Source organism: Escherichia sp. Lx600-2 (assembly GCF_036662595.1).
Lineage (GTDB): Bacteria > Pseudomonadota > Gammaproteobacteria > Enterobacterales > Enterobacteriaceae > Escherichia > Escherichia coli.
The window spans coordinates 16,313-30,308 of the sequence record NZ_JAYQWM010000005.1 but is presented as its reverse complement, the minus strand read 5'-3'; the positions used below and the strand labels follow the sequence as shown (position 1 = coordinate 30,308).

Below are 13,996 nucleotides of genomic sequence, written 5' to 3'. Positions count from 1 at the left end.
TCAAGAAACGGCAGGTTCTCCCACTGAATCAGGCTGTTAATCATAAATAAGATCACGGGCCACGGAGGCTATCAATGTTGAGTATTTTTAAACCAGCGCCACACAAAGCGCGCTTACCTGCCGCGGAGATCGATCCGACTTATCGTCGATTGCGCTGGCAAATTTTCCTGGGGATATTCTTTGGCTATGCTGCTTACTATTTGGTTCGTAAGAACTTTGCGCTCGCTATGCCTTACCTGGTGGAGCAGGGATTCTCACGGGGTGATTTAGGTTTTGCGCTTTCTGGGATCTCGATCGCCTATGGATTTTCGAAATTCATCATGGGTTCGGTATCGGATCGCTCGAATCCGCGCGTTTTCCTGCCCGCAGGTTTGATTCTGGCGGCGGCAGTGATGTTGTTTATGGGCTTTGTGCCATGGGCGACGTCGAGCATTGCGGTGATGTTTGTACTGTTGTTCCTCTGCGGTTGGTTCCAGGGGATGGGGTGGCCGCCGTGTGGTCGTACTATGGTGCACTGGTGGTCGCAGAAAGAACGTGGCGGCATTGTGTCAGTGTGGAACTGTGCGCACAACGTCGGTGGTGGTATTCCGCCGCTGCTGTTCCTGCTGGGGATGGCCTGGTTCAATGACTGGCACGCGGCGCTCTATATGCCCGCTTTCTGCGCCATTCTGGTGGCATTATTCGCCTTTGCGATGATGCGCGATACCCCGCAATCCTGTGGCTTGCCGCCGATCGAAGAGTACAAAAATGATTATCCGGACGACTATAACGAAAAAGCGGAACAGGAGCTGACCGCGAAGCAAATCTTCATGCAGTACGTGCTGCCGAACAAACTGCTGTGGTACATCGCCATCGCCAACGTGTTCGTTTATCTGCTGCGTTACGGCATCCTCGACTGGTCACCGACTTATCTGAAAGAGGTTAAGCATTTCGCGCTGGATAAATCCTCCTGGGCCTACTTCTTCTATGAGTATGCGGGTATTCCGGGCACCCTGCTGTGCGGCTGGATGTCGGACAAAGTCTTCCGTGGTAACCGTGGGGCAACCGGCGTCTTCTTTATGACACTGGTGACCATCGCGACTATCGTTTACTGGATGAACCCGGCAGGTAACCCAACCGTCGATATGATTTGTATGATTGTTATCGGTTTCCTGATCTACGGCCCTGTGATGCTGATCGGTCTGCATGCGCTGGAACTGGCACCGAAAAAAGCGGCTGGTACGGCAGCGGGCTTTACTGGTCTGTTTGGTTACCTGGGCGGTTCGGTGGCGGCGAGCGCGATTGTTGGCTACACCGTGGACTTCTTCGGCTGGGATGGCGGCTTTATGGTAATGATTGGCGGCAGCATTCTGGCGGTTATCTTGTTGATTGTTGTGATGATTGGCGAAAAACGTCGCCATCAGGAATTACTGCAAAAACGCAACGGAGGCTAATGGCATGAAATTGACGCTGAAAAACCTTAGCATGGCGATCATGATGAGCACTATAGTCATGGGAAGCAGTGCAATGGCGGCGGACAGCAACGAAAAAATAGTCATCGCCCATCGCGGTGCCAGTGGATATTTGCCGGAGCATACGCTGCCAGCAAAAGCGATGGCGTATGCGCAGGGAGCGGATTATCTGGAACAGGATTTGGTGATGACCAAAGACGACCATCTGGTAGTTCTGCATGACCATTACCTCGATCGTGTTACTGATGTTGCCGATCGTTTCCCGGATCGGGCGCGCAAAGACGGTCGTTACTACGCGATAGATTTCACGCTGGATGAAATTAAGTCGTTGAAATTTACCGAAGGTTTCGATATTGAAAACGGTAAAAAAGTGCAGACTTATCCGGGGCGTTTCCCAATGGGTAAGTCCGACTTCCGGGTGCACACCTTTGAAGAAGAGATTGAATTTGTTCAGGGGTTAAATCACTCTACCGGGAAAAATATCGGTATCTATCCAGAAATCAAAGCGCCGTGGTTCCATCATCAGGAAGGGAAGGATATTGCGGCAAAAACGCTGGAAGTGCTGAAGAAATATGGTTACACCGGTAAAGACGATAAAGTTTATTTGCAATGTTTTGATGCTGATGAGCTGAAGCGTATTAAGAATGAGCTGGAACCTAAAATGGGCATGGATCTCAATCTGGTACAGCTGATTGCCTATACCGACTGGAATGAAACGCAGCAGAAACAGCCGGATGGAAGCTGGGTTAATTACAACTACGACTGGATGTTTAAGCCGGGTGCCATGAAACAGGTGGCGGAATATGCAGATGGTATTGGTCCGGATTACCATATGTTGATTGAGGAGACATCGCAGCCGGGTAATATCAAACTCACTGGCATGGTGCAAGATGCTCAGCAGAACAAGCTGGTAGTGCATCCTTATACCGTGCGGTCAGATAAACTGCCTGAATACACAACTGGTGTGAATCAGTTATATGATGCTCTGTATAACAAAGCGGGTGTAAATGGGTTGTTTACTGATTTCCCTGATAAAGCGGTTAAATTCCTGCATAAAGATAATTAATGACACAGGCATCCGGGAAGGCAAAACCTGACCGGATGCCCTTTTCACAATATGCCTTTGACCACCAGGGTTTCCATACACATTTGCAATAAAAACAATGGGCTGCCTTCTACCGGCGCCTCTTTGACCAGCAATGAAATTTGCCGATAAAACGTCGGCTCCAGCGGGACAGAGCATAACTCACCGGCGACGGCTTTCAGCGTCAGCTCCGGTAACAGAGCAATTCCTAATCCCTGGCGAATAAAACTTATTGCCGTATCTGGATGGTTAAATTCATATTTAATGACCGGCGTAATATTCTTTTCCTTAAATAACGCCATAATGCTTAATTCATAACGCCCCTTACTGATAATGAGCGGTTCTCCCACCAGTTCTTCCACCGATATAGCGTTATTTTTTGCCAGGGGATGAGCATCTGGCAGCACCACGGTAAATTTATCCTGATATACCGGGACGGAATACATTCCGGTTACCGGAAAATGGACAAAACCGGCATCGATAGTTTCGTTTTGCACCGAATCAATAATTTCACTGCTGTTCTCTTCGTAAGGAATGATTTTTATCTGCGGATGATAAGTTTCAAAATAGCGAATAATACCCGGTAAAATACACGCGCAGGCGCTGGGAAAGCAGCCGATGCGCAGCGTTCTGGTCGGGTTATGTTTTTCCTGCTCGGCAATTTCTTTCACAGCGTTCACTTCACGGGTAATCGCCCGCAGATGGCTTGCGATGCGTGAGCCGGCGTCAGTCAGCTGCAGTGCTTTTCGCCGCTCGCGGATCAGGATCTCTACGCCAAGCTCTTGCTCCAGGGTGGCAATGGCCTGGCTTACGGCGGATTGCGTCATAAACAGGCGCTTACTGGCTTCGGTAAAGCCGCCATAATCCAGTACGGCGAGCAGGGTGTGGATTTGGGTTAGTGTCATTAGTAATATCTAATTAATATGATTAAAACGATTAATTTCTCTTATAGAGTGCATCCATTTATACTCTATTTCTATCGAGTAAATCACATTTTGACGCACCTGTAGTGGTTCAGCCTGTGATGCTGAGCGGTGTCCTTGTGCGCCATTTGAACGGGTCGTTTAGTATGAAAGAAAAATTATGGACGAAAGATTTTTGGGCAATCACCATTATTAGCTTTATTATCTTTTTCGTCTTTTATGTGTTGCTGACCTTATTACCTATTTATATCTCCGATCGTCTCCATGCATCCCCTGATAAAGCTGGTCTGCTGGTGACATTATTTTTAATTGCGGCGATTGTTATTCGACCCTTTGCCGGGCAATGGGTGGGTAAATATTCGAATAAAACTATTCTGGTGCTCTCTTCTCTGGCCTTTTTGGTGGTCACTGCGCTGTATCCTTTTTGCCACTCAATAGAATCACTGCTTTTTATTAGGGTGCTTCATGGTATTACCTTCGGGGTTATCACAACGGTAAAGGGAACGATTTCCGCGCGGCTGATCCCGGCCTCCCGACGTGGGGAGGGCATCAGTTTTTTCTCTCTGGCAATGGGGCTGGCAATGGTGGTCGGGCCGTGGATTGGCCTGAATATGGCGCGCTGGGAGGCCTTTAATATGGCTTTCTGGTTATGTACTGGCGTTGCGGCGGTGGGGATTATCCTGTCGCTGATTATGACCGTGCCGCCGGTTATCAGCCATGCCGACGGTTCAAAGCCAAAGATGGGCTTCGCCGCCATGTTCGATCGCGCGGCATTGCCGTTTGCCATGGTTACATTCTTTATGACCTTTTCGTATGCCGGGGTTTCTGCCTTTCTGGCGCTTTACGCCCGCGAACTTAATCTGATGTCGGCGGCCAGTAATTTCCTGCTCTGCTACGCCATCTTCCTGATGATCTGCCGTACCTTCACCGGCAATGTTTGCGACAAAAAAGGCCCGAAATATGTGGTTTACCCCTGCCTGCTGTTCTTTACGGTTGGGCTGGTGGTTCTCGGCTACACCCAGGGCAGCGTAATGATGGTCGTTTCTGGCGCGTTGATTGGTATCGGGTATGGTTCCGTGACGCCAGTTTTTCAGACGCAGATTATCAGTTCAGTGGAACCGCATAAAATCGGTGTCGCAAACTCCCTCTTCTTCAATGCGATGGATGCAGGCCTGGCGCTGGGAGCCTGTGTGATGGGGATGATGGTTGCACATACTGGCTACCGAATGATTTATCTGCTGGGCGCACTATTAGTGGTAGTGGCTGGTGGAGTCTATGCGCTGCAAATGAAGGGTAAAAGCGGTGTCGCGCTAGTAGTGGCAAAAGAAATTCATTAATACGACACGTTTCATTAAGATTTTTCGCAGGTAACCACCTATAGTCATTGTCGTTAATAAAAAATGACAGGCGATAGGGTATGGCAGTTTCAGCAAAGCACGACGAATTTAATCACTGGTGGGCAACAGAGGGCGACTGGGTTGAAGAGCCTAACTATCGCCGTAATGGTATGAGCGGGGTGCAATGCGTCGAGCGCAACGGCAAAAAGCTATATGTAAAGCGCATGACGCATCATCTGTTTCATTCCGTACGTTATCCTTTCGGCCGACCAACGATTGTCCGTGAGGTTGCGGTAATTAAAGAACTGGAACGGGCCGGTGTCATCGTGCCGAAGATCGTTTTTGGTGAAGCGGTGAAAATTGAGGGGGAATGGCGCGCGTTGCTGGTGACTGAAGATATGGCGGGGTTCATCAGCATTGCTGACTGGTATGCCCAGCATGCAGTAACGCCCTATTCTGACGAAGTACGGCAAGCCATGTTGAAAGCAGTGGCGCTGGCGTTTAAGAAAATGCATAGCATTAATCGTCAGCATGGGTGCTGCTACGTTCGCCATATCTATGTGAAAACGCAGGGGAAGGTGGAAGCTGGTTTCCTCGATCTGGAAAAATCCCGCCGCCGTTTGCGTCGTCATAAAGCCATTAGTCATGACTTCCGGCAGTTGGAGAAATATCTTGAGCCGATCCCCAAAGCGGACTGGGAGCAGGTGAAAGCGTATTACTATGCCATGTAATCGTTGTAGGCCAGATAAGACGCATAAGCGTTGTATCTGGTACTACAACCAATTCACAACTCGATTTCAATATCGCCTTTTGCCCGGCAACAACAGGGCAAAATTTCCCCCGGCTGAATAAAGGCTAACGGTTCGGCAATCCAGTCCACCTGGCCTGCAACAAGGCGCGTGCGACAGGAGCCGCAGTAACCTTCGCGGCACTGGTACTCAACCGCCACATTGTGGGATTCCAGCGCCGCCAGAAGGGAAGGGTGTTCATCCTGGCACAGCAGTTGTGTGCCAGTGATGCGCAGGGTAACGCAGGCCATCAGAGCTGGAAGTTACTCAAATCGTCGGTGTCCACTTCCGAGTCAATCTGCCCGACCAGATAAGAACTCACCTCCACTTCCTGTGGAGCAACCTGCACGTTATCAGACACCAGCCAGGTGTTGATCCACGGGATCGGGTTGGAGCGCGTCTGGAACGGCAGATCCAAACCAACCGCCTGCATACGGATATTGGTGATGTACTCCACGTACTGGCAGAGAATGTCTTTGTTCAGACCAATCATCGAACCGTCACGGAACAGATAATCCGCCCAGTCTTTCTCCTGTTGTGCCGCCTGAACAAACAGGTCATAGCATTCCTGCTTACACTCTTCGGCAATTTCCGCCATCTCCGGATCATCCGCGCCGCTGCGCAGCAGATTCAGCATATGCTGAGTACCGGTCAGGTGCAGGGCTTCATCGCGGGCAATCAGGCGAATAATCTTGGCGTTACCTTCCATCAGTTCGCGTTCTGCAAAGGCAAAGGAACAAGCAAAGCTGACGTAGAAACGAATCGCTTCCAGCGCGTTAACGCTCATCAGGCAGAGATACAGTTTTTTCTTCAGCTCGCGCAGGCTAACGGTTACGGTTTTACCGTTAACGGTGTGGGTGCCTTCGCCCAGAAGGTGCCAGTAGCTGGTCATTTCGATCAGCTCATCGTAATAGCTGGAGATCCCTTCCGCACGTTTCTGGATCTGCTCGTTGGTGACGATATCGTCAAACACAACAGACGGATCGTTAACGATATTACGAATGATATGAGTATAGGAACGGGAATGAATCGTTTCTGAGAACGCCCAGGTTTCGACCCAGGTTTCCAGTTCCGGAATAGAAATAAGCGGCAATAGCGCCACGTTCGGGCTACGACCCTGAATGGAATCCAGCAGCGTCTGATATTTCAGGTTGCTGATAAAGATGTGTTTTTCGTGCTCCGGCAGCGCCTGGTAATCGATACGGTCGCGGGAGACGTCAACTTCTTCCGGACGCCAGAAGAAAGAGAGCTGCTTTTCGATCAGCTTTTCGAAGATGTCATATTTTTGCTGATCGTAGCGAGCCACGTTGACCGGCTGACCAAAAAACATCGGTTCTTTGAGCTGATCATTTTTCGTCTGTGAAAAGGTGGTATATGCCATGAGTGTGTCCTGTTGGGAGTTTAATGCCGGATAAGGCATTTTACGCCGCATCCTGTGCCTGATGCGACGCTGGCGCGTCTTATCAGGCCTACAAATCCGAGCCGTAGGCCGGATAAGGCGTTCACGCTGCATCCGGCACCCGGAGCCTGATGCGACGCTGGCGCGTCTTATCAGGCCTACAAACCGAGCCGTAGGCCGGATAAGGCGTTTACGCCGCATCCGGCATCTCAATATCAGATCTTACATGCGCCGCTTTCGCAGCCATCGTCCTGGATTGACGGCACCAGATCGTCCTGCGCGTCTTCAGCGCCGTCACGGGTGTTCTGATAATACAGCGTTTTGACCCCGAATTTGTAGGCGGTGAGCAGGTCTTTCAGCAACTGCTGCATCGGCACTTTTCCTGACGGGAAACGTGACGGATCGTAGTTGGTGTTAGCAGAGATCGACTGATCGATAAATTTCTGCATGATACCCACCAGTTGCAGATAGCCATCGTTACCCGGCATTTCCCACAGCAGTTCATAGGCGTCGTGCAGATGCTCGTAGTCCGGCACCACCTGGCGCAGAATACCGTCTTTCGACGCTTTGATGCTGACGTAACCACGCGGCGGTTCAATACCGTTAGTGGCGTTAGAGATCTGCGAAGAGGTCTCGGACGGCATCAGAGCAGAAAGCGTGGAGTTACGCAGGCCGTGCGTTTTGATTGACTCACGCAGTGCTTCCCAGTCGTAATGCAGCGGCTCATTAGCGATGGCATCCAGATCTTTCTTATAGGTATCGATCGGCAGGATCCCTTTCGCGTAAGTGGTTTCGTTAAACCACGGGCACGCGCCTTGCTCTTTCGCCAGCTCATTAGAGGCTTTCAGCAGGTAATACTGAATGGCTTCGAAGGTTTTATGCGTCAGGTTGTTGGCGCTGCCGTCGGAGTAGCGTTTACCATGCTTCGCCAGGTAGTAAGCGAAGTTGATCACACCAATACCCAGCGTACGACGACCCATCGCTCCACGTTTGGCGGCCGGGATCGGGTAATCCTGATAATCCAGCAGCGCGTCAAGTGCACGAACCGCCAGAATTGCCAGCTCTTCCAGTTCATCCAGGCTATTAATTGCGCCCAGGTTGAAAGCAGACAGCGTACACAGCGCGATTTCACCGTTCTCGTCGTTGACGTCGTTCAGCGGTTTGGTCGGCAGGGCTATCTCCAGGCACAGGTTAGACTGACGCACTGGCGCGATGGCCGGATCAAACGGGCTATGGGTATTGCAGTGGTCAACGTTCTGAATATAGATACGACCGGTAGACGCACGTTCCTGCATCATCAGCGAGAACAGCTCAACGGCTTTCACACGCTGCTTGCGGATGCTGTCGTCTTTCTCATATTTGGTATACAGACGTTCAAACTCTTCCTGATCGGCGAAGAATGCGTCGTACAGCCCCGGTACGTCGGACGGGCTGAACAGGGTGATATCTTCACCTTTCAGCAGGCGGGTATACATCAGTTTGTTGATCTGTACCCCGTAGTCCATATGGCGCACGCGGTTGCCTTCCACACCACGGTTGTTTTTCAACACCAGCAGGCTTTCCACTTCCAGATGCCACATCGGGTAGAACAGCGTTGCCGCACCTCCGCGCACGCCGCCCTGAGAGCAGGATTTCACCGCAGTCTGGAAATGTTTGTAGAACGGAATGCAGCCGGTATGGAACGCTTCGCCACCGCGAATCGGGCTACCCAGCGCACGAATACGCCCGGCGTTGATGCCGATCCCGGCACGCTGGGAAACATATTTCACAATCGCGCTGGAGGTGGCGTTGATGGAATCCAGGCTGTCGCCGCACTCGATCAGTACGCAGGAGCTGAACTGACGAGTCGGGGTACGCACGCCGGACATGATTGGCGTCGGCAGCGAAATTTTAAATGTGGAAACCGCGTCGTAAAAACGCTTCACATATTGCAGGCGCGTTTCACGCGGGTAGTTCGAGAACAGGCACGCGGCAACCAGAATATAAAGGAACTGGGCGCTTTCGTAGATTTCGCCGGTCACGCGGTTCTGTACCAGATATTTGCCTTCCAGCTGCTTAACGGCAGCATAAGAGAAGGTCATATCACGGTCGTGATCGATAAACGTGTCCATCTGCTTGAGCTCTTCTTCCGTGTAGTCTTCCAGCAGATGATTATCGTATTTGCCCATCTCGACCATTTTCACCACATGGTCATACAGCGCAGGTGGCTCAAACTGGCCGTAGGCTTTTTTACGCAGGTGGAAGATCGCCAGGCGCGCGGCGAGATACTGATAATCCGGCGCATCACGGGAGATCAGGTCTGCGGCAGCCTTGATAATGGTTTCGTGGATGTCAGAGGTCTTGATACCGTCATAAAACTGAATGTGGGAGCGCAGCTCGACCTGGGAAATCGAAACGTTATGCAGTCCTTCTGCCGCCCAATCCAGAACGCGATGGATTTTGTCGAGATTGATGCGCTCTGTGCTACCGTCGCGCTTTGTCACCAGCAGATTCTGATTCATGTATGTCGTACCTGTTTTTGGAATTCTTTCCGCAATAGTTTCGTGCAGACTACCTGTAGTACGGGAAGCTGCTTAGAACACTATATATAGGGGGTATGTTTGGGATTCACTGCAAGATAGTGTGAAAATGGCCCTCTTGCAAGTGCATAACTTTGTGGATAACTCAGGAAGGAAAAAGTGGCTTTCGCGCACCTTAGGTCAGACAAGGTGTCCGGGAAAGTCAATGGGAAGAGAAAAATTTGTTAAAAATAACTGTTCGGCGATTTCTTGAACGGCAGAATAGGTTGGATAAATTGATATAGATGGTTTATTAATCTTTTTGCTAATGATTGCAAAAATTGATCTAAGCACGAGTCATCACATAATCTGATGTATCAGTTGTGGTCAATATATAAGCGAATGTAAGAGATTGTTGGTGGCGAAATGGTTGTTTTCTATTCGGTTATTGTTAAATGCGAAGCCATTTTGTTAATTTACCTTATATTATAAGAAAATTATTCATTACTTTAATTTAGTTTAAATATAACTGGTATCCCTTAAGGTTATTAACTTGAATGATGACGCACTGATACTATTCATCAAATAATAACAAAATAGCTATTGCATCGGGTTGGACAATTTACAAAAGAAAGATAACCCATATTGTATAATGCGTTTAAATATTCCGTCTTATATAAAATGATGGTCAGATTAATATGCGGGTTATCTTTCTACGCAAGGAGTATTTATCTCTACTCCCGTCAATGATTGCATCTCTTTTCTCTGCTAACGGTGTCGCGGCGGCCATTGATTTATGCCAGGGATATGATATCAAAGCGAGTTGTCACGCCAGCAGGCAAAGCCTTTCAGGCATTACGCAGGTCTGGAGTATCGCCGATGGGCAATGGCTGGTTTTTTCGGATATGACCAATAATGCCAGCGGTGGGGCCGTATTTTTGCAACAAGGAGCGGAATTTACATTATCACCAGAAAATGAAACTGGAATGACTCTGTTTGCCAATAACACCGTTTCAGGAGAATATAATAACGGCGGGGCAATATTTGCTAAAGAAAACTCAACGCTGAATCTTACTGATGTTATTTTTTCTGGTAACGTCGCAGGCGGCTATGGTGGCGCAATCTATTCTTCTGGTACTAACGATACCGGTGCCATCGATTTACGTGTCACTAACGCCGTGTTTCGCAATAACATCGCTAATGGCCGTGTTTCGCAATAACATCGCTAATGACGGCAAAGGTGGTGCAATTTATACCATCAATAATGATATCTATTTAAGTGATGATGTTTTTAACAATAACCAGGCATATACATCAACAAGTTACAGTGATGGCGATGGCGGCGCAATCGATGTCACAGATAATAATAGCGACAGCAAGCATCCTTCAGGTTATACGATAATAAATAACACTGCCTTTACAAATAACACTGCCGAAGGTTATGGCGGGGCGATATATACCAATAGCGCGACGGCTCCCTATCTTATTGATATTTCTGTTGATGACAGCTACAGCCAGAACGGAGGCGTGTTAGTCGATGAGAACAATAGCGCAGCAGGCTATGGAGATGGTCCTTCCTCTGCGGCGGGTGGCTTTATGTATCTCGGCTTAAGTGAAGTTACCTTTGATATTGCCGACGGAAAAACGCTGGTTATTGGCAATACAGAGAATGACGGAGCTGTTGACTCTATTGCTGGTACCGGGTTAATCACCAAAACAGGTTCCGGCGATCTGGTACTTAATGCAGATAACAATGACTTTACTGGTGAGATGCAGATTGAAAACGGTGAAGTTATCCTGGGCCGCAGCAACTCCCTGATGAATGTCGGCGATACTCATTGCCAGGACGATCCGCAAGACTGCTACGGTCTGACGATAGGGAGTATTGATAAGTACCAGAATCAGGCAGAGCTAAATGTTGGCTCCACCCAACAAACTTTTGTGCACTCATTGACGGGCTTTCAGAATGGTACTTTAAATATCGATGCTGGTGGCAATGTTACTGTTAATGAAGGCAGTTTTGCTGGCACCATCGAAGGTGCTGGTCAGCTCACCATTGCGCAAAACGGCAGCTATGTGCTGGCGGGAGCGTCGTCGATGGCGCTAACCGGCGATATAGTCGTTGATGATGGTGCGGTGCTTTCGCTGGAAGGCGACGCGGCAGATCTTGCCGCTCTCCAGGACGATCCGCAGTCGATCGTGTTAAACGGCGGTGTGCTCGATCTCTCTGATTTCTCCACCTGGCAGAGCGGTACATCATACAAAGATGGCCTTGAAGTCAGTGGCAGCAGCGGAACGGTTATCGGCAGTCAGGATGTGGTAGATCTTGCAGGCGGAAACGATATGCATATCGGCGGCGACGGGAAAGATGGCGTCTACGTGGTGATCGATGCGGGTGACGGGCAGGTCAGCCTGGCAAATGACAATCAATACCTCGGCACAACGCAAATCGCCTCCGGTACGCTGATGGTGAGCGACAACTCGCAGCTTGGAGATACCCATTATAACCGCCAGGTTATCTTTACTGATAATCAACAAGAAAGCGTGATGGAGATTACTGCCAATGTCGATACTCGTTCTACAACGGCTGAGCATGGGCGTGATATTGAAATGCGCGCCGACGGTGAAGTGGCAGTTGATGCGGGGGTAGACACGCAGTGGGGCGCACTGATGGCTGACAGCAGCGGGCAACATCAGGATGAGGGTAGCACATTGACTAAAACGGGGGCGGGTACACTGGAGCTGACCGCCAGCGGTACAACGCAGTCAGCGGTGAGAGTAGAAGAGGGCACGCTGCAAGGTGATGTTGCGGATATCTTCCCTTATGCTTCGTCGCTATGGGTCGGTGACGGGGCAACGTTCGTTACTGGCGCGGATCAGGATATTCAGTCAATTGATGCTACTTCCAGCGGCACTATCGACATCAGCAATGGTACGGTTTTGCGCCTGACCGGGCAGGATACTTCCGTCGACCTTGATGCCTCACTGTTTAACGGCGATGGTACGCTGGTGAATGCCACCGATGGCGTGACGTTGACAGGTGAGCTTAATACCAACCTTGAAACTGACAGCCTGACTTATCTTTCCGACGTAACAGTTAATGGCAATCTGACCAATACGACCGGTGCGGTCAGCCTGCAAAATGGCGTCGCTGGCGATACGCTGACGGTAAACGGTGATTACACCGGCGGCGGTACGTTACTGTTCGACAGCGAATTAAACGGCGATGACTCAGCAAGCGACCAGTTGGTGTTGAACGGTAATACTGCTGGCAATACCACGGTTGTGATTAATCCCATTACAGGGATTGGTGAGCCGACATCTACAGGCATTAAAGTGGTTGATTTCGCAGCTGATCCCACGCAGTTTCAAAACAATGCGCAGTTCAGTCTGGCAGGCAGTGGCTACGTCAACATGGGAGCGTATGACTACACGCTGGTGGAAGATAACAACGACTGGTATCTGCGATCACAAGAAGTAACGCCGCCATCGCCACCTGATCCCGACCCGGACCCAACCCCCGATCCTGACCCAACACCCGATCCAATCCCCGCTTACCAGCCGGTGCTGAATGCCAAAGTTGGCGGTTATCTCAATAACCTGCGGGCGGCAAATCAGGCGTTTGTGATGGAGCGACGCGATCACGCTGGTGGCGATGGTCAGACGCTGAATTTACGTGTTATCGGCGGACGTTATCATTACACGGCGGCAGGGCAACTGGCTCAACATGAAGACACTTCTACGGTGCAGCTTAGCGGCGATCTGTTTAGCGGGCGCTGGGGCACGGATGGCGAGTGGATGCTTGGGATTGTTGGTGGCTACAGCGATAACCAGGGCGACAGCCGCTCGAGTATGACCGGAACTCGCGCCGATAACCAGAACCACGGTTATGCCGTTGGGCTGACCTCAAGCTGGTTTCAGCACGGTAAGCAGAAGCAGGGGGCCTGGCTGGATAACTGGTTGCAGTACGCGTGGTTTAGCAATGATGTTTCTGAACATGAAGATGGCGTGGATCATTACCATTCGTCGGGGATTATCGCCTCGCTGGAAGCGGGGTATCAGTGGTTACCGGGGCGTGGTGTGGTGATTGAACCGCAGGCGCAGGTGATTTATCAGGACGTGCAGCAGGATGATTTTACCGCCGCTAACCGTGCGCGCGTGTCACAATCGCAGGGTGATGATATTCAGACGCGGCTGGGTTTACACAGCGAATGGCGTACCGCTGTTCATGTCATACCAACATTAGATCTGAATTATTATCACGATCCCCATTCGACGGAAATTGAAGAGGATGGCAGCACTATCAGTGACGATGCGGTGAAGCAACGGGGTGAAATAAAAGTGGGAGTCACGGGCAATATCAGTCAGCGAGTGTCCCTGCGCGGCAGCGTGGCGTGGCAGAAAGGGAGTGATGATTTTGCCCAGACGGCAGGGTTTTTGTCGATGACGGTGAAATGGTAATCGCTGTCTGACCATCACTATTGCTGGATGCGGCGTAAACGCCTTATCTGGCCTA

General features: G+C 50.2%; 9 protein-coding genes and 1 pseudogene. 6 read left to right on the top strand and 4 right to left on the bottom strand.

Going from position 1 to position 13,996, the window contains the following annotated elements; translation table 11 throughout:
• Window positions 1-74 precede the first annotated feature (74 nt).
• Window positions 75-1,433: a glycerol-3-phosphate transporter gene (gene glpT, locus OQV04_RS02870; protein WP_000948724.1), complete on the top strand. Its 1,359-nt coding sequence runs from the start codon at window positions 75-77 to the stop codon at window positions 1,431-1,433.
• Between the two features lie 4 nt (window positions 1,434-1,437).
• Complete coding sequence (gene glpQ / locus OQV04_RS02865; protein WP_032281247.1) at window positions 1,438-2,517, top strand: glycerophosphodiester phosphodiesterase; 1,080 nt, start codon at window positions 1,438-1,440, stop codon at window positions 2,515-2,517.
• A gap of 44 nt (window positions 2,518-2,561) precedes the next feature.
• Here the strand turns inward: glpQ and OQV04_RS02860 are convergent, their stop codons facing one another.
• Entirely contained in the window at window positions 2,562-3,440 is an 879-nt protein-coding gene (locus tag OQV04_RS02860; protein WP_000176730.1) for a LysR family transcriptional regulator, read from the bottom strand.
• A gap of 164 nt (window positions 3,441-3,604) precedes the next feature.
• Here OQV04_RS02860 and OQV04_RS02855 point away from each other — a divergent pair, with 164 nt between their 5' ends.
• A complete protein-coding gene (locus tag OQV04_RS02855) occupies window positions 3,605-4,795 on the top strand; it encodes an MFS transporter (RefSeq protein ID WP_000660231.1) in 1,191 nt (396 codons plus the stop codon).
• A gap of 80 nt (window positions 4,796-4,875) precedes the next feature.
• Complete coding sequence (gene inaA, locus OQV04_RS02850) at window positions 4,876-5,526, top strand: lipopolysaccharide kinase InaA (protein WP_032281245.1); 651 nt, start codon at window positions 4,876-4,878, stop codon at window positions 5,524-5,526.
• A 53-nt stretch (window positions 5,527-5,579) separates the two neighbouring features.
• Here inaA and yfaE read toward each other — a convergent pair whose 3' ends face one another.
• The 3 genes from yfaE to nrdA form a co-directional block, all read right to left on the bottom strand.
• The gene (yfaE, locus tag OQV04_RS02845; protein WP_001613486.1) at window positions 5,580-5,834 is read right to left on the bottom strand and encodes a ferredoxin-like diferric-tyrosyl radical cofactor maintenance protein YfaE; all 255 of its coding nucleotides are present in this window, start codon (window positions 5,832-5,834) and stop codon (window positions 5,580-5,582) included.
• Entirely contained in the window at window positions 5,834-6,964 is a 1,131-nt protein-coding gene (gene nrdB / locus OQV04_RS02840) for a class Ia ribonucleoside-diphosphate reductase subunit beta (protein WP_000332037.1), read from the bottom strand. Before nrdB ends, yfaE begins: the two co-directional genes overlap by 1 nt.
• Before the next feature lie 233 nt (window positions 6,965-7,197).
• On the bottom strand, window positions 7,198-9,483 hold the full coding sequence (gene nrdA, locus OQV04_RS02830) for a class 1a ribonucleoside-diphosphate reductase subunit alpha (RefSeq protein ID WP_032281244.1): 2,286 nt from the start codon (window positions 9,481-9,483) through the stop codon (window positions 7,198-7,200).
• Window positions 9,484-9,610: 127 nt separating this feature from the next.
• Between nrdA and ypaB the strand changes: the two genes are divergently transcribed.
• Together ypaB and yfaL are read left to right on the top strand one after the other, a co-directional pair.
• Window positions 9,611-9,754: a protein YpaB gene (gene ypaB / locus OQV04_RS02825; RefSeq protein WP_001300064.1), complete on the top strand. Its 144-nt coding sequence runs from the start codon at window positions 9,611-9,613 to the stop codon at window positions 9,752-9,754.
• 424 nt (window positions 9,755-10,178) lie between these two features.
• Window positions 10,179-13,941 (top strand): annotated as a pseudogene (gene yfaL, locus OQV04_RS02820) (AIDA-I family autotransporter adhesin YfaL/EhaC).
• Window positions 13,942-13,996 lie beyond the last annotated feature (55 nt).